24 protein-coding genes are annotated in these 26,886 nt (G+C 46.5%); 8 read left to right on the plus strand and 16 right to left on the minus strand.

Annotated features, from left to right (window positions below):
- Nucleotides 1–141: 141 nt before the first annotated feature.
- A complete protein-coding gene (locus BSZ04_RS22835; protein ID WP_009698969.1) occupies nt 142–1,533 on the plus strand; it encodes a uracil-xanthine permease family protein in 1,392 nt (463 codons plus the stop codon).
- Nucleotides 1,534–1,611: 78 nt separating this feature from the next.
- Here the strand turns inward: BSZ04_RS22835 and envZ are convergent, their stop codons facing one another.
- Nucleotides 1,612–2,904 carry a two-component system sensor histidine kinase EnvZ gene (envZ, locus tag BSZ04_RS22840; RefSeq protein WP_005448471.1) on the minus strand — a complete coding sequence of 431 codons (1,293 nt, stop codon included), beginning with the start codon at nt 2,902–2,904 and terminating at the stop codon, nt 1,612–1,614.
- A gap of 125 nt (nt 2,905–3,029) precedes the next feature.
- Nucleotides 3,030–3,749, minus strand: coding sequence for an osmolarity response regulator transcription factor OmpR (gene ompR, locus BSZ04_RS22845; RefSeq protein ID WP_005430151.1), 720 nt, complete (start codon nt 3,747–3,749; stop codon nt 3,030–3,032).
- A 524-nt stretch (nt 3,750–4,273) separates the two neighbouring features.
- Between ompR and greB the strand changes: the two genes are divergently transcribed.
- Complete coding sequence (greB, locus tag BSZ04_RS22850) at nt 4,274–4,759, plus strand: transcription elongation factor GreB (RefSeq protein ID WP_009698970.1); 486 nt, start codon at nt 4,274–4,276, stop codon at nt 4,757–4,759.
- 71 nt (nt 4,760–4,830) lie between these two features.
- Here greB and BSZ04_RS22855 read toward each other — a convergent pair whose 3' ends face one another.
- A complete protein-coding gene (locus BSZ04_RS22855) occupies nt 4,831–6,711 on the minus strand; it encodes a putative ATP-dependent zinc protease (protein WP_162531084.1) in 1,881 nt (626 codons plus the stop codon).
- A gap of 212 nt (nt 6,712–6,923) precedes the next feature.
- On the opposite strand from BSZ04_RS22855, the gene BSZ04_RS22860 reads away from it, so the two are divergent.
- Nucleotides 6,924–9,242, plus strand: a complete 2,319-nt coding sequence (locus BSZ04_RS22860) for a Tex family protein (protein WP_088881467.1) — start codon at nt 6,924–6,926, stop codon at nt 9,240–9,242.
- A gap of 87 nt (nt 9,243–9,329) precedes the next feature.
- Here the strand turns inward: BSZ04_RS22860 and BSZ04_RS22865 are convergent, their stop codons facing one another.
- The gene (locus BSZ04_RS22865; RefSeq protein ID WP_088881468.1) at nt 9,330–9,794 is read right to left on the minus strand and encodes an ATP-dependent Lon protease; all 465 of its coding nucleotides are present in this window, start codon (nt 9,792–9,794) and stop codon (nt 9,330–9,332) included.
- A gap of 126 nt (nt 9,795–9,920) precedes the next feature.
- The gene (bioH, locus tag BSZ04_RS22870; RefSeq protein ID WP_038883400.1) at nt 9,921–10,691 is read right to left on the minus strand and encodes a pimeloyl-ACP methyl ester esterase BioH; all 771 of its coding nucleotides are present in this window, start codon (nt 10,689–10,691) and stop codon (nt 9,921–9,923) included.
- A gap of 79 nt (nt 10,692–10,770) precedes the next feature.
- Here bioH and BSZ04_RS22875 point away from each other — a divergent pair, with 79 nt between their 5' ends.
- The 5 genes from BSZ04_RS22875 to BSZ04_RS22895 all read left to right on the plus strand — a co-directional run bounded on the left by BSZ04_RS22875 (nt 10,771) and on the right by BSZ04_RS22895 (nt 16,452).
- Complete coding sequence (locus tag BSZ04_RS22875; RefSeq protein ID WP_038883398.1) at nt 10,771–11,493, plus strand: amidophosphoribosyltransferase; 723 nt, start codon at nt 10,771–10,773, stop codon at nt 11,491–11,493.
- Between the two features lie 97 nt (nt 11,494–11,590).
- Nucleotides 11,591–12,175 (plus strand): Fe-S biogenesis protein NfuA, encoded by a 585-nt coding sequence (gene nfuA / locus BSZ04_RS22880; RefSeq protein ID WP_010445007.1) that lies wholly within the window; start codon nt 11,591–11,593, stop codon nt 12,173–12,175.
- Nucleotides 12,176–12,326: 151 nt separating this feature from the next.
- Nucleotides 12,327–12,896, plus strand: coding sequence for an ADP compounds hydrolase NudE (gene nudE, locus BSZ04_RS22885; RefSeq protein WP_088881469.1), 570 nt, complete (start codon nt 12,327–12,329; stop codon nt 12,894–12,896).
- A gap of 43 nt (nt 12,897–12,939) precedes the next feature.
- Nucleotides 12,940–13,767, plus strand: a complete 828-nt coding sequence (gene cysQ, locus BSZ04_RS22890) for a 3'(2'),5'-bisphosphate nucleotidase CysQ (protein WP_045386207.1) — start codon at nt 12,940–12,942, stop codon at nt 13,765–13,767.
- A gap of 486 nt (nt 13,768–14,253) precedes the next feature.
- Complete coding sequence (locus tag BSZ04_RS22895; protein ID WP_231896314.1) at nt 14,254–16,452, plus strand: DUF7151 family protein; 2,199 nt, start codon at nt 14,254–14,256, stop codon at nt 16,450–16,452.
- 53 nt (nt 16,453–16,505) lie between these two features.
- Here the strand turns inward: BSZ04_RS22895 and BSZ04_RS22900 are convergent, their stop codons facing one another.
- The 11 genes from BSZ04_RS22900 to gspD are packed head-to-tail and all read right to left on the minus strand — an operon-like array spanning nt 16,506 to nt 26,857.
- On the minus strand, nt 16,506–17,267 hold the full coding sequence (locus BSZ04_RS22900; RefSeq protein WP_088881471.1) for a type II secretion system protein N: 762 nt from the start codon (nt 17,265–17,267) through the stop codon (nt 16,506–16,508).
- A 1-nt stretch (nt 17,268) separates the two neighbouring features.
- Nucleotides 17,269–17,760 carry a type II secretion system protein M gene (locus tag BSZ04_RS22905; RefSeq protein WP_045386204.1) on the minus strand — a complete coding sequence of 164 codons (492 nt, stop codon included), beginning with the start codon at nt 17,758–17,760 and terminating at the stop codon, nt 17,269–17,271.
- 7 nt (nt 17,761–17,767) lie between these two features.
- Nucleotides 17,768–18,967: a type II secretion system protein GspL gene (gene gspL, locus BSZ04_RS22910; RefSeq protein ID WP_162531085.1), complete on the minus strand. Its 1,200-nt coding sequence runs from the start codon at nt 18,965–18,967 to the stop codon at nt 17,768–17,770.
- Nucleotides 18,936–19,946: a type II secretion system minor pseudopilin GspK gene (gspK, locus tag BSZ04_RS22915; RefSeq protein WP_010444994.1), complete on the minus strand. Its 1,011-nt coding sequence runs from the start codon at nt 19,944–19,946 to the stop codon at nt 18,936–18,938. The genes gspL and gspK overlap by 32 nt, the downstream gene beginning before the upstream one ends.
- The gene (gene gspJ / locus BSZ04_RS22920) at nt 19,939–20,616 is read right to left on the minus strand and encodes a type II secretion system minor pseudopilin GspJ (protein ID WP_045386201.1); all 678 of its coding nucleotides are present in this window, start codon (nt 20,614–20,616) and stop codon (nt 19,939–19,941) included. The genes gspK and gspJ overlap by 8 nt, the downstream gene beginning before the upstream one ends.
- Nucleotides 20,603–20,998: a type II secretion system minor pseudopilin GspI gene (gene gspI, locus BSZ04_RS22925; protein WP_161493764.1), complete on the minus strand. Its 396-nt coding sequence runs from the start codon at nt 20,996–20,998 to the stop codon at nt 20,603–20,605. The genes gspJ and gspI overlap by 14 nt, the downstream gene beginning before the upstream one ends.
- Nucleotides 20,979–21,578 carry a GspH/FimT family pseudopilin gene (locus tag BSZ04_RS22930; RefSeq protein WP_088881473.1) on the minus strand — a complete coding sequence of 200 codons (600 nt, stop codon included), beginning with the start codon at nt 21,576–21,578 and terminating at the stop codon, nt 20,979–20,981. The genes gspI and BSZ04_RS22930 overlap by 20 nt, the downstream gene beginning before the upstream one ends.
- A 31-nt stretch (nt 21,579–21,609) precedes the next feature.
- Nucleotides 21,610–22,053 (minus strand): type II secretion system major pseudopilin GspG, encoded by a 444-nt coding sequence (gene gspG, locus BSZ04_RS22935; RefSeq protein WP_010444986.1) that lies wholly within the window; start codon nt 22,051–22,053, stop codon nt 21,610–21,612.
- Between the two features lie 60 nt (nt 22,054–22,113).
- The gene (gene gspF / locus BSZ04_RS22940) at nt 22,114–23,334 is read right to left on the minus strand and encodes a type II secretion system inner membrane protein GspF (protein ID WP_010444985.1); all 1,221 of its coding nucleotides are present in this window, start codon (nt 23,332–23,334) and stop codon (nt 22,114–22,116) included.
- Nucleotides 23,334–24,833: a type II secretion system ATPase GspE gene (gene gspE, locus BSZ04_RS22945; RefSeq protein ID WP_010444984.1), complete on the minus strand. Its 1,500-nt coding sequence runs from the start codon at nt 24,831–24,833 to the stop codon at nt 23,334–23,336. The genes gspF and gspE overlap by 1 nt, the downstream gene beginning before the upstream one ends.
- Entirely contained in the window at nt 24,833–26,857 is a 2,025-nt protein-coding gene (gene gspD, locus BSZ04_RS22950) for a type II secretion system secretin GspD (RefSeq protein ID WP_088881474.1), read from the minus strand. Before gspD ends, gspE begins: the two co-directional genes overlap by 1 nt.
- Nucleotides 26,858–26,886: the final 29 nt, after the last annotated feature.

Below are 26,886 nucleotides of genomic sequence, written 5' to 3' on the forward strand. Positions count from 1 at the left end.
TTTATGGTGTGCGCCTTGTCACATCAAACCAACCTGAGTTGACACTGATTAACAGCAATCACAGGTCATAACGTCAACTCCACCCAGCACTCCCATTCAGCGAGCTCTGGGGCAAGAATTATTGCGACTAGCGAGACAAACATGACAACTTCAAACCGAACTTCGGAACTGGTCTATCAGTTAAACGATCGTCCACCACTACCTCAGACCATTTTTGCTGCACTTCAGCACTTATTGGCGATGTTCGTAGCCGTTATTACCCCTTCTCTGATCATTTGTCAGTCTTTGGGTGTGCCTGCTGACCAAACCAACACCATCATCAGCATGTCGCTGTTTGCATCTGGCGTATCTTCCTTTATTCAAATTCGAACCTTTGGCCCTATCGGCTCTGGCTTGCTTTCAGTGCAAGGCACCAGCTTCAACTTCCTTGGTCCAATCATTGGTGCGGGTCTTTCTCTTAAAGCCGGCGGCGCGGACATCAGCACCATGATGGCAGCGATTTTCGGTACTATCTTGGTAGCGTCTTTTGCAGAAATCCTGCTATCTCGCGTTTTAGAACACGCACGCCGCATCATCACTCCATTGGTATCTGGCATCGTCGTGACGCTTATCGGTCTGACGCTTATTCAAGTGGGTTTGGTGTCAATGGGCGGAGGCTATGCGGCAATGGGCGATGGCTCTTTCGGTAGCCTAGACAAGTTAGCTCTTGCTGGCACAGTACTTGGCTTGATCGTGATTCTTAACCGCTCAAAGAACCCATACCTACGTGTTGCATCAATTGTAATTGCAATGCTGGTTGGCTACGTCATGGCGTACTTCATGGGCATGGTCGACACGTCAACACTGGGTGAAACTGACCTCATCGCACTGCCGATACCAATGCAATACGGCTTAAGCTTCGACTGGTCGCTGTTTATTCCACTGGTTCTGATTTTCTTCATTACGGCACTAGAAGCCATTGGTGACATTACCGCGACATCTGAAGTTTCCGGTGAGCCAGTGAAAGGTCCGGTTTACATGAAGCGCATCAAAGGCGGCGTATTGGCTGACGGTCTGAACTCAGCGATTGCAGCAGTATTCAACAGCTTCCCGAACTCTACCTTTAGTCAAAACAACGGCATCATTATGCTCACTGGCGTAGCCAGCCGTTACGTAGGTTACTTTATCTCAGGCATGCTAGTGATTTTGGGGCTGTTCCCGGGTGTGGCAAGTTTTGTGCAGTTGATTCCTGAGCCAGTTCTGGGCGGCGCGACTATCGTGATGTTCGGTACCATTGCCGCAGCGGGCGTACGCATCATCTCTCGTGTCGACCTCGATCGCCGCGCAATCCTGATTATGGCGCTGTCATTCTCAATGGGCTTGGGCATTGCACAAAAGCCAGAAATTCTGCAATTTATGCCTGAGTTCATTAAGAGCATTTTCTCAACAGGCGTGGCGGCAGGCGGCATCACCGCTATCGTATTGAACCTACTGCTTCCTGAGAAGTTGGAAGAGGAAGATGAGCTGGTTGCTCAAGAGGTAAAAGAATCCTAACCTTGCACTAGGATGATCGGAAAGCCCAACCAGACTTTGGTTGGGCTTTTTTATTGGAATCAGTTGAGCGAAGAGAGCTTACTTGGTTGGGAAGCTGATTTGTGCGCTTAGCCCGCCTTCACTGCGGTTACGCACCACAACCGAGCCAGAGTGTTGACTGACAATACGTTTAACAATGGCCAAGCCCAAGCCTGTTCCTTCACTACCACGTGCAGTATCACCACGAGTAAAAGGTTCAAACAAGCGTGCGATTTGCGATTGCTCAATACCCGGACCGTTATCTTCAACGCAAACCCACACCAACTGTTTGTCGGCGGTGACGCCCGTACTGATTTTCACCCAGCCATTACCATAACGCAGAGCATTAACCACAAGGTTACTCACCGCACGCTTAATTGCGATTGGGCTCCCCTTAGCGGTTGGCATCGTAGGGTTGAGGTCAGTTTCGATTTCGACTTCATAGCCCCCTTCCGACGTTGCTACATCGCTGGTGATGGTGTTGATATCCACCTGCTCAAACGACTCTTTGTTTACCGGCTTGAGGTAGTCCATAAACTGGCTGATGATCTCGTTACACTCTTCGGTATCACTGATGATGCCTTCGGCTAAGTAACTGTCTTCAGGTGACATCATTTCTGTCGCGAGGCGAATACGCGTCAATGGCGTGCGTAAGTCATGGCTGATGCCTGCCATCAGTAGCGCACGATCTTCTTCCAGTTCTTGAATGCCTTTCGACATCTGGTTGAATGCGCGAGTTACAGATCGAATTTCCGAGGCCCCCTTCTCTGGTAATGGCGGAGGAATTTCACCTCGACCAACCCCTTTCGCGGCTTTTTCTAGCGCAATCAAAGGTCGGTTTTGCAAACGGATAAACAACCAGCCACCAGCAATGATAAGAAGCGCCATGATTAAGCTGTTACGGAACAGCGGAGCAAAATCTTCTTCTTGCAGTTCAGAGAGCGGAATACGGATGATGGAGTTCGGCAACTGATCGATACGCATCCACAGAATGTAGCTTTCACTGCCAAGTAGTAAACGCACTTCCGTTGGAGAACCGAGCTCTTGCGTCATCTCTTCTGACATCAAATCAATCGACATCGCATGATTGAACTCATTCATCATCTCGCTATCGACGCTATGTACCGTCACACCCAAGTTTTCCAGCAGTTGATGGCGCAGTGGCGCATCGGACTTGAGTAAGCCATCTTCATCGAGCACCAGATTCAATTCATGGGCGAGAATTTTGTTGAACTGCTGCAAACTTGGCATCAACGCGTAGTTAAAAACGGCGTAGTAAGAGAAGACTTGGCTAGCGAGAAGCAAAGAGATGAACAGCAGAATGGATTGTGTAAATGAACTTCGGATTCGCATGGAGAATTCCTAATGGACTGTTCCTATTGAACAACATTAATTGCGAGTTTCCAGCCCTCAAACAGGAAGGAAGTTTGAGGGTGGAATATGAGCAGCCGTATATTATCGGCAGACCTTAGAGGATATTACGCTTCTTTGCCGTCTGGGACGAACACGTAACCTAAGCCCCACACAGTTTGGATGTAGCGCGGTTTACTTGGGTCGTCTTCTAGCATACGGCGTAGACGCGAGATTTGAACGTCGATAGAACGCTCCATCGCTGAGTATTCACGACCACGAGCCATGTTCATTAGCTTATCACGTGACATCGGCTCACGAGCGTTGGTCACAAGTGCTTTCAGCACCGCGAATTCACCTGAAGTCAGTGGCATCGCTTCGTCACCACGGAACATTTCACGCGTACCTAGGTTCAGACGGAAGTCGCCGAACTCAACCACTTTCTCTTCCGTGCTTGGCGCACCTGGCAGTTCAACCGTTTGGCGGCGAAGTACTGCTTTAATACGAGCCAGCAGTTCACGCGGGTTGAACGGCTTTGGTAAGTAATCGTCTGCACCCACTTCAAGACCAACGATACGATCAACTTCATCGCCTTTCGCCGTCAGCATCAGAATAGGTAGCATGTTGTTAGCATGACGTAGACGACGACAAATCGATAAGCCATCTTCGCCCGGCAACATTAAATCCAGCACCATAAGGTGGAAGTTTTCACGGGTCAGAAGACGGTCCATCTGCTCGCCGTTAGCGACACTTCTCACTTGAAAACCTTGCTCAGAAAGGTAACGCTCCAACAGAGCACGCAAACGAGCATCGTCATCAACCACTAATATTTTATGATTTTCCTGCATTGAAACATCCTTTCAGAGGCATCTATAGTCAAAAATGTATCACTGTTTTTTCAAACGTGCTTGTTCAAATTGTTACTCTTTTTATCTTAGCCACGGTTTTGATGGATTATTTCGATGTTTCACGTCGTTTTTCTTCTCATCACAACAATTTACAGTCAGACAAAATAAAGGCTGCTATACCCAAGTGACTTCAAGATACAGGATTCAGAGCGCTGTCATTGATTCCCTGTTTATCGAAAGTAAGCAAGGAAAACAACGCAGTGTAATAGCCAGCTCTTTCCAAGTTGTTTGACGCAGCCATTGGTTTAATAAAAAAGCGGGTCAATTACACGCTCCCGAAGGGCACTCTTTACAAATGGTAAGGCTCTTGGCTTGTATACTTTGTTGCCGATTCTTGATTTAGGCCCACTAGACCTTTAAATCGCCGCCGCGTCTACAAACCAAGTCATTCTCGCTGAACCTAGCATCTTGAGGTTACTTGGGTATATGATCAACAGAATCCAATAACGGCTGATTTACTTCTAATGAAAACCAATTTAATTACCCGTGAAGGCTACAATCGCCTAAAAACAGAACTCGACTTTTTATGGCGAGAAGAACGTCCAGAAGTCACCAAAAAAGTTACTTGGGCAGCAAGCTTGGGCGACCGAAGCGAAAACGCAGATTATCAGTACAACAAAAAACGCCTGCGTGAAATTGACCGTCGTGTCAGATACTTACGTAAGCGCCTTGAGCAAGTCAAAGTGGTGGATTACTCACCTCAGCAGGAAGGCAAAGTGTTTTTTGGTGCTTGGGTGGAAATTGAGAATGAAGCGGGCGATGTGAAGAATTTCCGCATCGTTGGTCCCGATGAAATCTATGGTGATGCAAAAGGCTATATCTCGATTGACTCCCCAATGGCGCGTGCGCTATTAAAAAAAGAAGTCGATGATGAATTCGCAGTAAGAACGCCGGAAGGTTACAAAGAATGGTTTATCAACAGCATTCGCTATCAAGCCGAACAACATTGATTCTGTGACCCGATAAAAGAAAGCCGCACTTAAGAGTGCGGCTTTTGCGTTTTAGATAGCTACCTTGAGGACTACTCTTCGTAATCAGGCTTCTCGGTCACAATGTAGTTGGTGTCGCTGGCAACGATCGCACCGTGCTTCAAGAAGTTCTTACCCAGAATCATGCTGTAATGGAAGCGGCTACGGTCTTGCAAGTTAACGCGAACCTTCTTCTCTAGTTCGCCAAGCCTAACATGCATTTCCACCACCGGACGGACGTTGGCTTTCTCACCTTTCTTGGCTTTAATGCGCATCACGTCGACAACGGGTTTGGTAAATTCCTTCTTCATGCCGCTGTCGTTCTCATAGGTGAAGCTCACCATGTCTTTGCCATCTTTCTTGAACTGTTTGATGTTCTTGGCATTAATTGAGCTCACATCCGCGCCCGTATCCAATTTCACCGGGAAAGACATGCCTTCCACTTCCGCCACTTCAATATGACCGGCTTTAAACAGCGGACGCGCATCCAATAAGTGATCAGCGCGTGTATTCAACAGCACACCGCCTTTCGCCATGCTGTGGCCGAAGACAAAGAACGGCTGTTCTTGATCGTCTTTCTCCAATACATCAATGGCAAATTCGATGCTCTTCTCTTCATCACCAAATAGGAAGTCACCTTCAACGACTGGGCGAACCGAGTCACCCACTTTGAGCTTCTTCAATACGTGTTTAGTGATTTTCTCTTCCTTGCCTTTCGCGCTTGGCAGATAGAAGGTCACGACTTCTTTCTTGTCTTTTTCCGTCAATTCAAAGCCATCCACACGCAACAATGGCGTTTTAACCGCGAAGGTTGGATACGCAGGCAGTACATGACCATCAATATTGACTGACTCTTCAGGTGAGATAACCAATGGCTTAGATTTCAGAGCATTCTTAAATGACTTCTCAACGCCACCGAGCAAGTTCTCTTTGTCGGTGTCAATCACGAAGTGCTGGCTTGCAACGTCTTTACCCAGGCGAATTTGCGAGCTAAAGCTGCTGCGATCGCGCAAGTAAACCAGCCATTGTTGCGTCTCGGTTTCACTCACTTTCACCGGAAGATAAACCAAAGGACGCTCACTCTTGCTGGTTTTCAACATACGTACTAATGGCAGGGTCATTGGATGACGCTTGCCGTTCTCACCTTCTAAAGTGAAAGAAACTTGTTTTTTCTTCTTATCCACTTTGATATTCAGCGCATGTACGTTGGTGTAACGGCTAGAAGTTGAAATGCTCACCTTGTATGGCACTCCTTCCACTTCAACCGTTTCTTTCTTACCGATCATCTGCGCCTTTTGTTGCTCTTGCAGGTAATCGTAACCAGCAAACACCCACGCGTTGTTGTCGAGGTAAGTCTTACCGATCAAGATAGGTGCTGAGAATTGAGTACGCTTGGTCAGATTAACCACGGTGTCCACAGTGTGTCCTGCAATGGTCATCGGCATTTTCACCGTCGGGCGTAGAATTGGTTTTTCGCTGGTACGGCTGCGGATCGCACTGATGCGTTCAAGATCATCAGTGATCTTAATTTCTTTGCCTGTGTACGGATGATGAATAGTGAAACTCACGGTCACTTGGTACGGCTTAAAACTGTCAGCATCCCACTTGGCTTTGGTGCCACCAAGATCATCAATGATTGCCCACATCAGCTTGTTATCTTTGAGGCTTTTGTATTCTGGGTTGCTGCTGCTGACGTGAATGTTTTCTGCGTGCATTGAGGTCGTGTCGGCGCCGGTATCAATCTTGCCGATAAAAGGAACATCACTTAGCTCTGGAATCTCGCTGTAATAAACGCTTTCAACACGACCGAGAACCACTTTGCCGTCAAGTTGATAGATTGGATATTGAGTAGTCGCAGATAAAGATTGCGACCAAGAAAATGGAGCGACTAACAAGGCACCTGAAAGCGCCACAGCCAAAGACATTTTTTTCATTATTGTTTTCCGTAAGTGCCAAGGTACAGAATATAGGCAGTCATTTTTGAATAAGTTCTGAATTTAATTACAGTTTTGACACAAAATTGACCAATGTCCACCGACGCTCAGTAAATTTTTGAGTTACTAGTTTAAAACATTGCAAATTCCATGAATGACCCCAATGTTCTATACACAACCAATACCCAAACAGAATTAAAGAGAATACACGGATGAGCCAAGCTATCTGTCGCATGATTGCTCAAGAGCTGAATGTTCGCCCTGAGCAAGTCAATGCCGCTGTAACCCTTATCGATGACGGTAACACAGTCCCATTTATTGCTCGTTACCGTAAAGAGGTGACGGGCGGCCTTGATGATACCCAACTGCGCACTCTAGACAGCCGTCTGTCTTACCTTCGTGAACTGGACGATCGCCGTCAAACCATCCTGAAATCGATCCAAGAACAAGGCAAACTCACGCCAGAACTCGAACAAGAGATCACTCAGGCAGACAGCAAGACTCGTCTTGAAGACTTGTACTTACCTTACAAACCAAAGCGTCGCACCAAAGGTCAGATCGCGATTGAAGCCGGTCTTGAGCCACTTGCAGACCAGCTTTGGAATCATCCGCAAACTGAGCCAGAAAGCGAAGCAAGCAAATACCTTGATGCAGACAAAGGCGTGGCAGACACCAAAGCCGCACTGGATGGCGCGCGCGCGATCATCATGGAACGCATCGCTGAAGACGCGAACCTGCTAGAGAAAATTCGTGGCCACCTAAACCGCAATGCGGAAATGAGCGCTCGCGTCGTTGAAGGCAAAGAGCAAGAAGGTGAGAAGTTTAAAGACTACTTCAACCACAACGAACCACTAAGCAAAATACCATCACACCGTGCGTTGGCGATGCTGCGTGGTCGCAATGAAGGCTTCCTGACATTGGCAATGAATGCCGATCCAGAGCAAGAAGAAGGCGTACGTCAGTCTTACTGCGAAACCATTATTGCTGACCACTACGGCGTGACACTCAGCAGCGCACCGGCGGATGCATGGCGCAAGCAAGTGATCAGCTGGGCATGGCGTATCAAAGTATCGATGCACATGGAAACCGAGCTAATGGGCGCAATGAAAGAGCGCGCAGAAATCGAAGCTATTGAAGTATTCGCCACCAACCTAAAAGACTTGTTGATGGCTGCGCCTGCGGGCCCTCGTGCAACACTTGGTCTCGATCCGGGTCTGCGCACAGGCTCGAAGATCGCTATTGTCGATCCGACTGGTAAAGTGCTTGCAACCGAAACCATCTACCCTCACCCACCACAAAAGCAATACGACAAGTCAGCGCAAATCGTTGATCAGTTGGTGCGCAAGTACAACGTCGATTTGATTGCGATCGGTAACGGCACGGCTTCACGTGAAACCGACAGCTTTGTCGCAGACGTCATCAAACGTGGCAACTTGAAAGTTCAGAAAATCATCGTGAGTGAAGCGGGCGCATCGGTTTACTCAGCGTCTGAGCTTGCAGCAAAAGAATTCCCAAATATGGACGTGTCTCTGCGTGGTGCGGTGTCGATTGCCCGTCGTCTACAAGACCCGCTAGCGGAACTAGTGAAAATTGATCCTAAGTCGATCGGCGTGGGTCAGTATCAGCACGACGTTAGCCAATCAATGCTGGCAAAACGCCTAGATGCGATTGTGGAAGACTGTGTAAACGCGGTCGGCGTAGACGTGAACACCGCTTCTGCAGCATTACTGACGCGCGTAGCGGGCTTGTCGAGCACCATCGCGCAGAATATTGTCGACTTCCGTGATGAAAACGGTCGTTTCGAAGCACGTACAACCTTGAAGAAAGTGCCTCGCTTGGGTCCTAAGGCGTTCGAGCAGTGTGCAGGCTTCCTACGAATCATGGATGGTAAGAACCCACTTGATGCGTCTGCGGTTCACCCAGAAGCGTACCCAGTGGTAAAAGCAATCTCGGAGAAGAACAACAAAGACATCAAAGCACTGATTGGTGATTCAAGCTTCCTAAAAGGTCTACATGCGGTGGATTACACCGACGATAACTTCGGTGTGCCAACCATTACCGACATCATTAAAGAGCTAGATAAGCCAGGTCGTGACCCACGTCCAGAATTCAAAACGGCGACGTTTGCAGAAGGCGTAAACTCGGTATCTGACTTGGAGCCGGGTATGATTCTAGAAGGCGTAGTATCGAACGTAGCAAACTTTGGTGCCTTCGTTGATATCGGCGTTCACCAAGATGGTCTCGTACACATCTCAGCACTGACAGACCGCTTTGTGTCTGATCCACGTGAAGTGGTAAAAGCGGGCGACATCGTCAAAGTGAAAGTGATGGAAGTCGACGTACAACGCAAGCGTATCGCTCTATCCATGCGTTTGAACGATGAACCTGGCCAAGACAACCGTAGCCAACGTTCCGCTGCGCCGCGTCGTAATGACCAGCCACAACGTCGCCAGCCTCGCCGTGATGATGCAGCCTCAAACAACGCAATGGGTGGTGCATTTGCAGCCGCGTTTGCTAAAGCGAAAAAGTAATCTCGCCTAGGCCTCACAGCTAAAAAGAAAACGCTCCAATCAGTCAGCCTGCTTGGAGCGTTTGTGTTTGAATAGGATATTGAGTCGTCATAATACTGCTATCACTTCTGACGGTGTATGGGGCGCAACCGAATGACCATAATGAAACTTGATCACCTTCCTGCGTTTTTCCATTAATCCTTCTTTGACCGCAGCATCCAAAATGCGCTTAGGCAAGCGGAATCGAATCGCGTAACTCTTTCCTTGGCTGTTACTATAAGTACTCAGTGCGAGAAGGTCGAAAAGTCGCGCTAAGGCATCTTTCGGTTCCTCATGATATCGAGTATCAACCTCTGTCTCCATTTCATAATCGGGATGCTCGGAAGGATCCCAAGAAGACTGACGTCGCCTTTTATCATCACTTTTGACTTTTCTTTCAGCGTTGGTTTTCGCTAAAGCGACCGTTGGTGCAACAGGTTCACGAACTTTATTATCTCGTGCAGCCTGCTCCGTCTGCACATTCACGGATGGGGCGATCAGTGGCACACTCACAGTGGTCGGTGACACAATCATTGCGAATCCTCCTCAAAGAATCGCCCAAACTCGCCAATTCAGCCAAAACACAAAAATGACACCTTGCGCTTTAGCAACTTCTTTATCGACCAAATTTTATACAACTTTAGCAACTTGTTGCACCAATTATCGTTCAGTGACAAATTCAATAAGCTGATCGCAAAAAGACTTCGATTCCGTCATAAAGGGAGCATGAGATGATTGAGCAAAAATATATTGCTTCGAGTCCGGCATAACCTCTTGTAGATCGTGCGCTACTTTGATCGGAACCAACCCATCTAAACGACCGTACAAACGCAATACAGGCATTGCTAATTGCGCAAGCTGATCGCGCAAATCGACATCCGCCAAAATATTTAAGCCTACCAGCAGAGAGTCTGGATTTGGTTGAGGTCGAGATAGCACGGCTTGTTTAAGCTGCCTAACATCTTGACGAGCAGAAGGGCTACCCATCGCCTGCAACGCCATAAAACGCTCAATCGTTTGTGAGAAGTCTTCCATTAACTGTTCAGTAAACGCACTCAGCACATTAGGTTGAATACCACGCCATGGACGTTGTGCCGCGAACTTAGGCGAGCTTGCTACCGTAATTAACTTATTCACTCTGTCTGGCGCATTCAATGCCACATGCGTAGCCACTAATCCACCTAATGACCATCCGAGCCACACCGCCTTTTCTGGTGCGCCTTGAAGTACCATTTCTGCTATCTCAGCGAGATCTTGCGCATGACTGCTTGCACTATGTCCATAGCCGGGTAAGTCCACAACATGCAATGTAAACTGAGACTGAAGCGCTTCTACCGTTTGCTGCCAAACCGCGCCATTCATGCCCCAGCCATGAAGCAATACTAAATCCGGCCCTTGGCCAAACGACTGCCAGTGCAATTTCGTGCTCATGCTCTCAACCTCTCCTACTAATTTGAACGGATAACCATTTCAATGCTGATAAGCTAGTTTTCTCACTAAAGGAAACTGTATGTTATCTCATCACTGGCAAAACATCATGTTTCGCCTTCTCGGTAGCCAATGTGCACTTTGCCAGTTCCCGCTCGAAAGTGGGCAACCTTCCATTCTGCGTTGGTGTTCCAGCTGTACTGAACTACTACAACCTCAGCCAAGGTGTTTGCGCTGCGGACTCCAACTTCACTCTACAGATTCAGAGCAGGTATTAGTCTGCGGCGCTTGTTTAGCGGATCCACCACCCTGGCAAAAACTCTACACCTTAGGTGATTACAGCTTCCCACTGGCTGGGGAAATTCAGCGATTTAAAGATCGCCGTGAATTATGGCAAGTGTCGGGGCTTTGCCATCAACTTGCAGAGCAAATCTCGGACCCTGCCCCACTATTGACAAGCGTCCCCATTCATTGGAAACGCTACCTCACCAGGGGCTTCAATCAAAGTGCAATCTTAACGCGCTACCTTGCACAAAACTTATCGCAAGCACACGATACTCAACTTTTTAGCAAAGTGCGTTATACCCGCTCGCAACGACACTACCGAAAACAGCTTAGAAAAGAGAATCTCGCTCATGCCTTTAAGCTAAATCGAATCCCAGAACAAAAACACATCGCCATTGTTGATGATGTGGTTACCACAGGCAGTACGGTCCGACAATTATGTCAATTACTACTTGAAGTTGGGGTCGAAAGAATTGATATTTACTGCATCTGCCGAACTCCTGTTCCAAATACGATCTAGAACGCTTTGCCATGCCTTAGTAGCAAAAATACTAGACCGTTACGCTAACAAGAGTAAAATAGCAGCAATAGCCTACAAAATTACTCAGGTATTCGTCGTGTCAAATATTACTATTACAGAAACAGCGCAAACACATTTCGCTAACCTTTTGGGCCAACAGCCTGAAGGTACTAACATTCGAGTGTTCGTCGTTAATCCAGGAACACAAAACGCTGAATGCGGCGTATCTTACTGCCCACCTGAAGCGGTTGAAGGTACTGACACTGAAATCCCTTACAGCGGTTTCTCTGCATTCGTTGACGAGCTAAGCTTACCGTTCCTTGAAGATGCTGAAATCGACTTCGTGACAGACAAGATGGGTTCACAACTGACCCTTAAAGCGCCTAACGCCAAAATGCGCAAAGTGTCTGACGACGCACCGCTTGTAGAGCGTGTTGAGTATGTCATTCAAACTCAAGTGAACCCACAGCTAGCAGGTCACGGTGGCCACGTAAACCTAGTTGAAATCACAGAAGATGGTATTGCTATCGTCGCATTTGGTGGTGGCTGTAATGGCTGTTCAATGGTTGATGTCACTCTAAAAGAGGGCATCGAAAAAGAACTGCTAAACCAATTTGTTGGTGAACTAACAGCAGTTCGTGATGCGACTGAACACGATCGCGGTGATCACTCTTACTACTAAGCTAATTTAAGCTAAGTAAAAATAAATTAGGGAGGCATTTGCTTCCCTTTTTTATTATTGGCGTTTTATCAAACTAGAAACTCAAGCGTTCTTTTCATATATTAGGAAATCTCACTGACTCAGTGAGCAACCGACACAAAGGAGCCACCGCATGTCGAAACGGACCCCACCAGAGATACTCTCTTGTCAGACGGTCGCACAATCTAAGCTGTTTGCCGTGGAAGCCCTCGACCTTCGCTTCTCCAATGGTGAGCTTCGCACTTATGAACGTATGAAGCCAAGTGGCCGTGATGCCGTGATGGTTGTCCCGGTGACAGAGCAAGGAGACTTGCTCCTTGTTCGAGAATTCGCAGCTGGCACCGAACGCTACGAACTGGGCTTTCCGAAAGGATTGATTGACCCAGGAGAAACGCCACACCAAGCCGCAGATCGAGAGCTCAAAGAAGAAATCGGTTTTGGTTCGAAAGTTCTCACACCATTAAAGCAAGTCATCCTTGCTCCTTCTTACTTCTCAAGCAAGATGACTTTGTTCTTGGGACAAGGTTTATACCCTGAAAGACAACAAGGTGACGAGCCAGAACCATTAGAGGTCGTTCGCTGGCCGCTAGCACAAGCAGAAGAGTTACTTACTCACCTCGACTTTTGTGAGGCACGTAGTATCACTGCACTGATGTTGGCACTAAAGCACTTACCAAACACCACTCACAACCAAAATCAATAAGGCCAACCAGGCGCGCAATAATTGTGAGAAAGGACTATTACTTATGCCAATGACAAAAGATCTATCACATTTACTTCCACAAGTTATCGAGATCGCTCGCAGTGCGGGTCAACTGATTCTCGATATCTACGAAAACAAGCAATATGAAGCGTATACCAAAAGCGACGAAACCCCAGTCACTAGTGCCGACATTGCTGCTCATAAACTGATTACGAAGCAATTGAGTGAACTAACACCCGATATCCCGGTACTTTCAGAAGAAGCCGCAGATATCAGTTTAGAACAGCGAGCAAAATGGGATCGATACTGGCTCGTCGATCCACTTGATGGCACACAAGAGTTCATCGCACGCAGTGGCGACTTTGCGACCATCATTGCACTGATCGACAACAACAAACCAACCATGGGTGTGGTTTATGGTCCTGTTTCTGGTGTCACTTACTATGCCTACAGTGGCAAGGGAGCATGGAAAATTCCTGACATGTCTGAAAGCGTGAAAATTCAGACTCACAAGCACGAAAGTCCGGGGCAAAACATCGCTATCGCCATCAGTCGTCGTCAAGATATCAACCGTATTACTGGTCGCATGAGCAGCGCTTGGAACTATGACTTGATCCCACTCGGTTCTGCCGCGCTTAAAGCGTGTCTTGTTGCTGAAGGCGCTGTGGACTGTTACTTACGTCTAGGTCCAACTGGCGAGTGGGATACTGCTGCTACGCAATGCATTGTTGAAGAAGCGGGCGGACGTATACTCAGCACACAACTTGAGCCGCTGTCTTACAATGAGCGCGAGACGTTGGAGAATCCAAACTTCATCGTACTGGGTGATGCGGATTTACCTTGGGACGAGATTCTACAGCGCAAGGATTGATCACAATCCAACCTTGATTACTAGAATTTAAAAAGGCCACGAATCGACTTCGTGGCCTTTCTTTTTGCGTCTTGTACAGCGATAGGAGTATTTAGCCTACGACAACCCAAATGCTTTTTTAGCTGTACGCATTCATACTATTAAGTTAAAAATCATAATCTTATATAAGTAGCCAATCATCTGCTGAATTTCTTGTACAGCGAATTGAGGATTTGGCCTACTATGATCCAAAAGCAATCCTTAGTAACAACCCAACTTTACCAATCTCTCGCATACCCTCCTCACGCCATTCAGCAAATTAAGCCCTAAATATAAGACGCTCGTTCAGATGTTAAACAAATAAAATGACAATTTTGTTATTAATCAAACATTTATACAGATCAAATTTTCAACATGTAAATAGAATATTCTGTTTACAAAGTGATACTCATTTCATAAAAACATAACTCAAATAAATGCTTACTCTCTTATCAAATGGATATGGTAATGAATATAAAAAATCAGTTGTCTAAAAAAACCATCATTGCAACCTCGGTTGCATCTGTCTTATTAGCTGGTTGTGGGGGTGGCGGCGACTCTTCAAGTAGCAATTCAAATCAACCTGAACCGCAAAAAAATGCGCTAGTTAAAAGTCTTAGTTTGTCAGCGGGCAGTAGCGAATGTTCAAATGGCGGATTGAAGGTCATTGCAGGCTACGATGATGACAATAATGGGGTTCTTGATGACAACGAGTTCGTTTCAAATCAAATTATTTGTCACGATGGTACAGGTACAACTCAGGACGAAGGGCACGAGATTTTCCAACAAGCGTTAGTATCAATTGCATTAATAGCAAAAACAGACACCCGATGTGATGCTGGTGGTCAGCAAGTTAATATTGGTATAGACAAAAATAGTAACTCAATCCTTGATACCAATGAGATTGAAACCAGCGAGGTACTATGCAGCATCGGTGGCAATTTTGCCCCAAGCGCAGTCATCAACTCAATCACTGCAAGTCCTGCCGTTGTAGCTGTAGGCGCAAATACACGGTTAACAGCAACGATCTCCAATATAAGCCCTAGTGACAAAATTACTTGGAAAGATGCTGCTGGAAACACTCTGGAAACAAATGCCAATACGCCAGAGCAAGTCGAAGTCACCGTGGGAAATACTGTTGGGCAAGAAGTCTTTAACCTTACTGTAGAAACCACCAACGACAATGGGCAAACCGTAACACAGAATAAGGAAATCATTGTTACTGTTGCTGAAGCACCATCTCCGACTCAATCAGTGGTTCTAGACAGTAAGCAAGTTTTTTTACCTGATGGGTTCACGACCAGTGCGCTGACTGGTGATGTGACTGGTACCATTATTTACGCTAAAGCGATTTCAGGGTCAGGAGGAGAAAACGCTCTCCCAACGCCAAATAATACTGAACTGGCTGGGTTTGTCGCCGAAAGGGCTTCAATGCAGGCAGGGCAAAGCTCTGAAGAGATTCTAACATCGAGTGTTAGTGCATTCGCATCGCAAGTCCCTGGCTCAGTGACTCAAACTTCCCAAACCATTCTGAGTAATGGTGATATCAACGCCACTTACAAACTGTCGCTGTATTCCGGTAAAAAACTCACTGAGCTATTGGACACCCTTGTAAACCAGGTGGCTGTTAATAAAATTGGCGGAGTGGCTAGCTCACTTGTACCAGCAGCTTCTGAAACCGCTCAGCTTGAATATCAACTCGATATTACTGTTAGCTACGATCCAATTACAGATACGGCGATTATTACAAGCACTCTAGTGCAAAGCGATAAAGTCAGCTTGTATTCAGATCTTATCGTATCGACAACCTCAGAAAGTATTCAAGCATCTAAAAGTGCTACTCTCACGCTACACAACGATTCCTTCACTGCAGTCGATCAAACCTCATCAAAAGCAGACTTCTTATTTGTTATCGATAACTCTGGAAGCATGGCCGGAGAACAGCAAGAGATCAGTGATTTGACCCAAGCATTCACTGACACCATCAGTAAAGCGGGCGTAGACTTTATGGTTGGCACAATCACCACGGATTCAGATGTGTTGCGAGGTCAAGGCTTTACTAACGACATAACCCAGATCGCCAGCGACTTTAAGCCAGGTATATACGGCAGCTCGAGGGAAAGAGGTATTTACTACTCGGAAAAAGCACTGAGCCCTGGTGGTACTGTTGAGTTAGCAGGTTACCCAAGACCAGGCGCATCACTTTCTGTGGTAATCATGAGTGATGAGAGAAGCCAATACCAAAGGTACAGCTCAGACCCAGCATTCGATCCAAAGAAAAACCTATTTGTTGATAATGGATATCGTGTTTATGCGATCGTTACTCCATCTCATGCATCAAAAAGTCAATACGATGATCTCGCAATATCTACTCTTGGTAGAACTTTGAACATACAAGTTACAAGTGAGTATCACTCTTTTATTAAAGGCATGGCCCTTGATGCTGGCGCGACTAGTGCAGGCTATAAACTAACGAAGGCAGAGACGAAGCACATTCTCTCATCGTCTATAAATGTTTTAGTTAATAATCAACCTATCGACCGACAAACAGCAGATGGGTGGCAATATTACCCGCTTGCTGAGTCTATCGTATTTACAGGCTCCGCCATTCCAAATAAAGGCGACAAGATTACTGTGGCATATCAATACGTAGAAGACGTTAAATAGAAAAAAGGGTCAGAGATTTTATCTCTGACCCTTTCATTTACTCCACAATTACGCTAAAAGCGCCCTTGATAATTAAACTCGTATTGGCCTTGAGCATTTGGATTACCTAGCCACTTAAGCTGCTCACCCATGCTCGATGGAAATTCCGCACCAGGTTTGAACCAAGCTTTAGTTGAATAGCGCTGATTTGGCATTAGCTCAGCAGAAAACGCTGCTGAAACTTGCTTACTCTTCTGCTCGCCCGATGTCGATAATACGCTGTCTTTGCAACTCAGGTCGGCAATAACAGGACCAAGCTCAAGGCTGCCTAGCGGGCTTTGAATGCCACTTGCACTCCAAACTAACGTACCTTCGCCTGTCTTACACCAAGGAGCCGCATACGTCGCATGACGTATATTTAGCTCAAGTTGACCATCTACGCTAACTGGAACTGGAAGGCGTGTCTGCTCAACCACTTTTGCTGCGGGGATAGAAGCAACCACATTTTCCGCATACGGACCGCTGCCGAGACTGTAGCCAACCAAACCACGCCCACGAACATCCATATCGCTACCACGACCAAAACGTACAGCAAACTCTGCTTTACCTGTAAATAAGCCCGATAGTTGAAAATCCCAGTTAACTTCACCTAAGTTTTGGCGCTGCCAATACACGGAAGAGGCTTTACCCTGCCACACGGTGCCGTGAGCGTTTTGAATATCCAGCCCTCTCACCTGAGGTACCTGTTGCAGAACCCAAGATACAGGCAACCCTGCAACTAAACTAAATGAGAAAAAGGCAACAAATATAAAGACGTAAAGAAGTACTCGCTTCACCCTAACCTCGCTTAAACTGCAAACGGTTGACATCAATCATACCGGCTTGCTCGGTACGATCGATATCCAAAAACTCCACTTCAATACCCTGTTGTTCTTTTAGGTAACGGAGCCAATCCACGAATTGATTAAACGCAAGTGGTTTAATCCACACTTGCACACTTTCATTTCGTGGCTGGACTCGAATCAGCTCAACCTTATAACGACGAGCAGAAGAAGAGACAATCTGGTTCAGTGGTTGAGTGGAATAGCTTACACCGCCACTTCTACGTAAAGCAGTAATATCATCGGCTTTATCTTCGACCCAACTAAGCAACTGTTTTTCAGTTTGAATTCGAGATTGAGCTAACTCGGCTCTTTGGGTGATAGGTTGCAATATCCCCCAGTAGATAAGCCCGATGGTCACCAAAGCACCGCATCCCAGCACCAACCGTTGCTCACGTTGCGAGATGCCACTCCACCAAGCCTGAATCGACATGATTAAATTTTTCATCCTGACCTCACAAACGCTTCAATACAAAGCTACCCATCACAACATTATCACTGCGATTGAGCTGCCCTTGTTCTACATTGAATTTTTCTGACAACTTCACTCTTGCTTGTTCGAATGGTTGGAAATCAGAGCTTCGAGCTTGAATTCTTACTTCACCTCGATTGCCATCATATTTAAAGCTTGTGATCTCTAAATCTTTTACTTGCCCCAATGTAGACGGCAGCGCAGCTAGCCACGCCATCATGGCCTCACCACCAGCACCACCTGATAAGCGACGCTCTTCATCGTTCATTTGACGCTTTAAGTAGCTCACGGTTGGTATGCGCTTTTTACCGGGGAAGACTTGTCGGAAGATGCGTTCACTTTCAGCGCGATAGGCTTGGGCTTGCGCTTCATACTTGTGTACAGTAAAGAGCTGTTGAGCCACCAAGACCACCAGCAGAACTCCAGCGGCCACCGCTGTTTTTTGCCATACTTTCCAGTGCTTACCCCATGATGATTTGGGCTTGAACTCCCCAACCAGTACGTTGACATTGCTTTGCACACTGCCTTTTGCTAGCAAGGCCATTGGCATTTCAACTGGCTTTGCCCCCCATACCTCAGGTACGTTGTTATCTGGGATGGTACTGTAGCTTTCGAGTTTCCACTCTGTTTGCTCTTGCCCATAGGCAGAAAGATAAAGATCAAGCCATGCGCTATCTACTGCAGCACCGTGGTATTCGTTATGACGAATCAACCATTGCTCTCCCAGTGATACAGCCGTACTGTGCTCACTGACTGGCAGTGCCAAGACATCAGGAAGGATACGTTTGATAGTCAAACCTTGGCTAGTAAAACGCTGCAAAATGGTATGAATCCAAGCGCGCTCCACAGCACAAACATGAGCACTATTCGCTTGCTTCTCTAAAACAGTAAAGTGCAGACTATCTACATCCTGTGCCACTTCATCTTCAACCAAGTAAGGCAGCATGCTATCAAACTGACGTGCAGCTCCCGGAGGAATATCCACCTCGGTCAGCACGACATCGCTAGCAGCAAGTAATGCAATGATCTGACGTTGCTCTGCGTAAGCCGCCAATTCATCTAAGTGTTCCCAACCAGCTAATTCTCCGCTGGCGATCACTTCCTGCTGTTGTGTAGACCATACCACCCAAGGTATGGTGCTTTGTTGTTCGCTACTCAGCCGAACGGTCAGAAACTCGCTCACTGATCCCTCCAAAACGACGGCGGACAACCGTCACTGTTTCTCGATTCGTACTTTGCAAAAGACTGCGGATTCGCACACGCGATTCATCCACTAAGACCTGAGCATCCAATTCAAAATAAGCACTATCTACACCCAGATAGCCTTTTGCTTTCTTCTTAATATCACCGCTGACGCCTGTCAGTTCAGACTCAGCCAAAAAATCATCAATACTGTCCCACCCATCGAACGGTCGCTTCTCTATCAGTTGTACAGCTTCACTGCTGCTCAACCCCGGAGAAAACATCGCAACCAATATCGGTGCTTGCTCAACTTCAATGGTATTCACGTTCAGTCGCCAATCGTCTGTCGGTATCGCACAAACCATCGGCGCAACATTTTGATATATCTCGCCACTTACTTGGTAAATTGAGCGGAGTTCGCTACTGTCGGCCATCAATCCATTGGGTGGCAAATAAGCAGGGTTCATACTTTCATAAGTGCTATCTTCAACCCCGGCAGTCGAACGTACCGAAGTGTCACTGTCAACATACTCCCATGTAGAGTCTGCGATCACCTCAGCTTGATAGGGCTCAACATTCGCTTCTTCCAAAAGTTTCAACCACGTTTGTACTAAGTATGGCCGAGCGGTTGGATCATTCGTTGGTTGAACACTAGCGAGAGCATTAAGGTTAAAGCACGCCTGTTTATCAACGATTCTTCCCGCAGCTTGCCCATAATCCAACGGATAGATTTGATCTTTTATTGCCCATGGTTGGCTCAAATTGATGGTGTCACTGTCTTTGTAACTCTGCTCTATACCAATTTTAGCTAACGCTTCTACACCTAGACTGTACCAATAGGCTTGCTGGTAGTTTATTTGGTTAGTTGCGCGCTGAAATTGCAAAAACAACCGTTCAGACATACTGGCAGCAACCGTCGCCATGATTGCTAGAAGCATCAATACAATAATTAAAGCAACACCACGCTGACGATTAGCCATTGTTGTTGCCTCCTGATTCACTCTTCTCTCCCGATTGGAATTCACCATCTGGAGTAAGATACGTTCGGCTGATCTCACCATAATCCTTTAGCGTCAGCACAACAGACACCGCTTTGGGTAGCGAATCGGCGGAATCCCAGTCTTTTTTCCACTGTTTACCGTCATAAAATCGGAGGTTGAACTCTTCAACCTCTGTCAGCAAAGGCGTCACAATACCTTGTTGAGCCACTGGTGTATCAGGATAGCGCCACCACACTCGCTGAAGAACGTTATCTTTAATCCGATAGCCGACTTTTGTCACTTCACCGCGCGGAAACTGCTGTTGCGGATTATGCCAACCTAAACGAGTAAACATGACGCCTTTGGCGTCGGAATCTAATAAGTAATCTGACCAAAAAATCAGCTGCTTTGCAGGCTCTTCACCATTTGTACGACTGTGTCTGATGGCCATTTGGCGAAAGTCATTATCCATCATGACCATCGCTCGTTGCAGCTCATTAAGGCGTTGGATCTTTTCTTGCGATAAAACGTCACTGCGCTGAACCTGACTAACCACTTGGTATGCAGCAACACTTAAACTGGCAAAAATAGCAATGGATACCAACACCTCAATTAAGGTGAAACCTTTATGGCGAGCGGTTCGCCTCACCGTGTATTTACTTGTCCACATAACTTCGTACCGTTACGATTGGACTGGCGCTTTTTTCTACCGCAACACTGACATCAAATGCTTTCAGCAATGGCTGCGTTGTCGCAACTGGCGTCACTTTCCAATACCACGTTCGACCGGCAAGTTCTTCGGTGCCCTTTTTCGCTTTCAACGCACTGCTGTCTAACATTACGTTGGCCATTTGGTTATCAACAACCATTGCTGCAAACATTTTTTCTTCTAAATAACTGACGGTATTAATGTGTTGGCTGACTGAACGAATGACACTGATCGCTGCCGTTGCAAAAATGGCTAATGCAACCAATACCTCAAGTAAAGTCATGCCTCTAGCTCGGTGATGCGATATCCCCATAATGCTTGCTCTAGAAGGTCGCATTGTCATCCTCTTCCACCTCGTCACCAGGAGCGTATAGTTTTATTTCCCCAGTTTCTTTACCAATAACACGCCAACCGTCGTTCTCTGCATCACCGTCTTGTGGATAAAATGACAACGTGAAAGGGGTTAGCTCGGCACTGGAAAAGATAAACACTTGTGGTGGTTTCTCTTTCTTCTTTTCCTCTTCATCAGCAAACATATCTTCATCAAATAATGATCCCAGCTCAAATAAGCGGTCATCTTTATCCCAAGCACCACCACCTAATTCAAGTTGGATTGCGATTCCATCTTCCAACTTGGTACTACTTGGAATCTGCTTCAACTCCAAAGGTTGCCAGCCATCCTGAGTTAGGTTTAATAAAGCATAGGTTGATTTTGCGTCATCAACGCGAACGCCAAAGTCTTTACCACTCAACACGGCTTCTTCATTTAGCAATTGCACTCGCTGATAAAAGCTTTGTGCGTATTGTTTGGATAAATCTTTCTGACTGGTAGGTAAAGTAGTAATAACCGCCACAGCGGTAAGAGATAACAAAACCAGCACCAATAGAATTTCTATTAATGTAAAACCGAGGTGTTTTTGCATTCGCTTCATCAGTGCTGGTTTAAGCTAGGGCTTATTGGAAATCTTGCATGTTCCAGTTGCCAATATCAGCAGCTGGACCTTCACCACCCTCTTGACCATCTGCACCTAACGTGAAGATATCAATGGTGCCATTGTCACCAGGGCTTAGGTACTGGTACTCGTTACCCCATGGGTCATTTGGTAGACGCTTGATGTAGCCACCATCACGGTAGTTGCGAGGCTCTGGGTTAGACGGCTTAGAAACTAATGCTTCCAAACCTTGATCCGTTGTTGGGTAAACGCTGTTATCCAACTTGTACATGTCTAATGCGTTTTCTAATGCCACGATGTCGGTAATCGCTTTTTGTTGATCGGCTTTCTCTTTATTACCTAGCAAGTTAGGCACAACAAAGCTTGCCAAAATACCCAAAATAACAACAACAACCATCACTTCTAACAGCGTAAAGCCCTGTTGTTTACTACGTTTCATTTTCATTATTTTCTCCGAAAGTTAGATTCAAGCCATTGTCACTATAGACAAGCCTTGACCCAGAATTTATCCACTCATTAAGTTATTCATTTCAAGCATTGGCATCAATGTCGCCATAACAATAAACAGTACGAGTCCTGCCATCAAAGCAATCAGGGCTGGCGTAAAGATGCCTAATGCAATATTGACCGTCGATTCAAAGTTCTGATCTTGGTTGTCCGCTGCACGCGTCAACATACTCTCCAACTCACCACTTTGCTCACCACTGGCAATCATGTGCAGCATCATTGGCGGGAATAAACGAGTTTGATCTAAGGCTTTACGTAAGCTGGCGCCTTCACGCACATTGTCTGCGGCTAATAAGACTTGCTGCTTTACAAAGCGGTTTGACATTACGTCAACAGCCACTCTCATACCCTCTAAGATAGGGATGGCACTAGATGTACAGATAGATAATGTACGAGCAAAACGAGCCGTGTTGAGCCCTTTCGAAATTTTTCCAAGCAAAGGTAAGCTAAGGATTTTTCGATCCCATGCTAGGCGGAAGTTAGGTTTTTGTAGTGCTAATTTTAAACCGTAGAATAACACCACCAGCACGACAAAAATCACTAGCCCCCACTCTTGAACAAACTCACTGGCAGCCAGCAAAATTTGTGTAGACTGAGGTAACTCTTGTCCCATCTGAATGATTGGTTCAATGATCTTTGGCACCACTGTTGCCAGTAGGAAGGAGACAATACCGACAGCAAATACCACCAACACCACAGGGTAAATCATGGCTTGCATCAGCTTAGAACGCATTTTCTGACGATTTTCTACATAATCAGCCAAGCGTTCTAGAACCGTATCGAGATGACCAGACTTCTCACCTGCGGCCACCATTGAGCGAAATAGCTCATCAAAGATATGTGGATAATCAGCCAAGCTGTCCGCCAACGGATAGCCTTCCGTCACTTTAGAGCGCACAGCAGCGATCATGGTGCGAATACGAGGCTTTTCTGCTTGTTCAGATACCGCTTTTAAACACTCTTCCAGTGGCATACCAGACTGAACCAATGTCGAAAGCTGACGCGTGATAAGCGCAAGCTCTGCGGTTTTAATACCACGTTTGAACCCACCGGAAGCGCCTGAAGACTTAGCAGCTTTCGCTTTAGCTTCAACGACTTCAATCGGCACCATTCCTTGTTCTTTCAAACGCTGACGGACTTGGCGAGCGTTGTCACCTTCAATAGTGCCTTTCTTTCGCTTCCCCGTCGCATCGAGTGCTTTGTACTCAAAAGCCGCCATTACGCTTCCTTAGTCACCCGCATCACTTCCTCTAGAGAGGTGATACCACGGCGCACTTTGCTCAAGCCATCACTGCGAATACTTGGCGTATGTGAACGAATCATTTTTTCAATTTCTTGTTCACCCGCTTCGCGATGAATCAATTCTTGAACGTTCTCATCGAGCATCAAGAGTTCATGAATACCAGTACGGCCGCGATAGCCTTTTTGGTTACAGGTTTCACACCCTTTCGCGCGATGCAATGTCAGTGAGTCATGCTCTGTTAAACCAAATAACTTCTTCTGTTCATTGTCGGCTTCATAAGGTTCTTTACAGTCTTGGCAAAGTGTTCTTACCAAACGCTGAGCAAGGACACCAAGCAATGAAGAAGATATTAAGAATGGCTCGATCCCCATATCACGCAGACGCGTTATCGCGCCAACCGCGGTATTGGTGTGCAGAGTCGACATAACCAAGTGACCAGTCAAAGACGCTTGTACCGCGATCTGTGCGGTTTCTAAGTCACGAATCTCACCAACCATTACCACGTCCGGGTCTTGACGAAGAATCGCACGTAGACCACGAGCAAACGTCATATCAACTTTCGGGTTCACTTGCGTCTGGCCGATACCATCAATATCAAATTCGATCGGGTCTTCTACAGTAAGGATGTTGCGTTCGTTGCTGTTGATCTCTTGTAAGCCAGCATACAAAGTTGTTGATTTACCTGAACCTGTTGGACCAGTAACCAAAATAATGCCGTGCGGACGACCAATCAGATGACGGAAGTTATCATGAACAGAAGGCGTCATGCCCAAACTGTGTAAGTCTAAACGAGTCGCGTTCTTATCTAACAAACGCATTACTACTCGCTCACCATGCGATGAAGGCATGGTAGAAACACGAACATCGACAGCTCGGCCACCAATACGCAGAGAAATACGACCATCCTGTGGCACGCGCTTTTCTGCAATATCCAGTTTTGCCATTACTTTTACACGAGACACAAGTAATGGCGCAAGTTTACGACTTGGAGCTAAGACTTCACGCAAGACACCATCTACCCGAAAACGGATAGACAATGTTTTTTCAAACGTTTCGATGTGAATATCCGATGCCCCTTCTTTGATTGCTTCGCCAAGCATGGCGTTGATCAATTTAATAATGGGCGCATCATCTTCCGACTCTAGCAAGTCTTCATTTTGCGGCAGCTCTTCAGCTAATGAGAAGAAGTCATCATCGGCACCAATGTCTTCCATCAGTTGACGCGCTTCTGAAGAGTCACGTTGATAAGCTTCAGTCAGTTTTTTGTCGAACGCCTCTTTATCAAGGGGCTGAGGGACAAATGCATGTTTCAGCACGCGTCTAACTTCAACCAAAGCCGCTGCACTAAGCGGCTCTACGTAATACAGCACTGGAGGGCGCTCAGGGTGTTCTGTCTCCAATACCAGTTTAAAGCGGTTAGCAAAACTGAATGGCAGACGACGCAAGCTTGGCGCGGTGTCTAGCATATCAACCATTACTTCACTTCCATTTGATCGATAAAGGCTTGGATTTCAGGCGCCAATTGACGTTCATGGCCAAACTCAGGCATTACCGGAATCTTAGAATCTTCCATCAACTTCAAGCCTTCTTGCGCTTTGTATAGCTGCTCTGCACGGATAAAGTTGTACTTACGCTGGGTAATACCATCGGCGGTCATACCATCACGAATAATCGTTGGCTTGATGAAAACCATCAGATTGCGCTTTTCAGTTTGAGTACTGGTTGACTTAAACAAGTGACCAATCACTGGGATGTCACCCAGTAGTGGCACTTTAGACTCACTTTCTAACGCGCGCTCATCAACCAAACCACCAAGAACTAACATTTGACCATCTTGAATCATGACCGACGTGTTTAGCTGACGTTTAGCAAAGCGAACGTCTACTGCACCATTTGCGCCCAGTACATTTGATACTTCTTGTTCAATGTTTAACTGAACAGAATCGCCTTCGTTGATCTGTGGTACTACCTTCAACTTGATGCCCACTTCTTTACGATCAACCGTTTGGAATGGGTTATCGTTGTTCGAGCCAGCAGTTGAACCAGTAATAACCGGAACTTCTTCACCAACGATGAATGACGCTTCACCATTATCCATTACAGTAATACTTGGAGAAGACAGAATGTTTGAGTTTGAGTCAGAAGCAACGGCACTGATTAATGCAGTCCAGTCACCCATAACAATACTCATCGCAGCGCCATTCACACCACCCAGAGCGGCCGCTAGCGTTGAGTAATCGCCTTGCTCTGTCGTCGTTTCGTTACGTAGGAAGTTACCATCAGTATCATAAACGGCTTTCGTGGTTGTGGTGTCTTTCGCTTCTTCCAAACCAACCATGACCTGGCCAATCGGAGCACCAGTATTGCCATACTGAATCACCGCACCCGTTTCTAGCGAGCCCCACTGAACACCTAAGTTAATGCCATCACCTTCGGACATTTCTACAATCAGTGCTTCAATCAAAACTTGAGCACGACGAATATCCAGTTGAGAAATTACGTCTTGGAGTGCCATCATGATATCTGGCGGCGCCGTCAACACTAGAGAGTTGGTTGCTTCATGGGCAGCAATCACCACTTCACCACGCTTGGCAGAAGAGGCACCTTTTTGACCCGCTTGTTTTTCCGCTTGCAGGTTATCAGATACGCCTTTCAGTACATCCACCAAGTCTTCCGCTTTAGCATACTTAAGGTAAACCACACGGTTGTTGCCTTTGGTTGCCATTTCCACGTCAAGTTGGCGAATCAAACGTTTCAGACGCGCGCGGACTTTAGGGTCACCAGAAATCAGAATCGAGTTAGTACGCTCATCCGCTACGATTTTTGGCTCTAAGAACTCTGGCGTGCTCTTTTGATTAGTCGTTTTATTCAACGCTTCAACGATACGTACCATCTCAGCGGCTGAAGCATTACGTAGTTCTACCAGCTCAATTTCTTTATCACCCGCTTGGTCAACACGCTTAATGATTTCAGCAAGACGGTTTACGACCGCAGCACGTCCTGTGATCAAAATGATATTCGCAGGGTCGTAATGGACCACGTTACCAGCACCAGCGTTATCGATCAGCTGGCGAAGCAAAGGAGACAGCTCACGTACAGACACATTACGTACCGCAACAACACGTGTAATCACACTGTCGCCTTTGGCACTCGCATCGCCGAGTACAGGAATAGCCGACGTTTTAGAGTCTTTCGCTTTGATAACTTTTAATACGCCATTGTCCATTTCCACAACTGCGTAACCGTACACTTCAAGTACGTTAAGAAAGAAGCTGTAATATTGCTCTTCATTCAGTACATCGTAGCTGCGTACGTCGATCTTACCGCGCACCGATGGATCAACAATAATGGTCTTCTCTAGATTTCGACCAACAATGTTAATGAACTCTTGAATGTCCGTGCCTTTGAAGCTCGCGCTAAAATCATTCGCGATTGCGCCTGGGGTGCAGAGTAGGCTGCCAGCAAGTAGCCACGCGCTTTTGCTTAACCAATGTTTCACGTATGTCTCCCTGAACTTACGCTTAGTGC

Source organism: Vibrio rotiferianus (assembly GCF_002214395.1).
In the GTDB taxonomy this organism is placed as follows: Bacteria; Pseudomonadota; Gammaproteobacteria; order Enterobacterales; family Vibrionaceae; genus Vibrio; species Vibrio rotiferianus.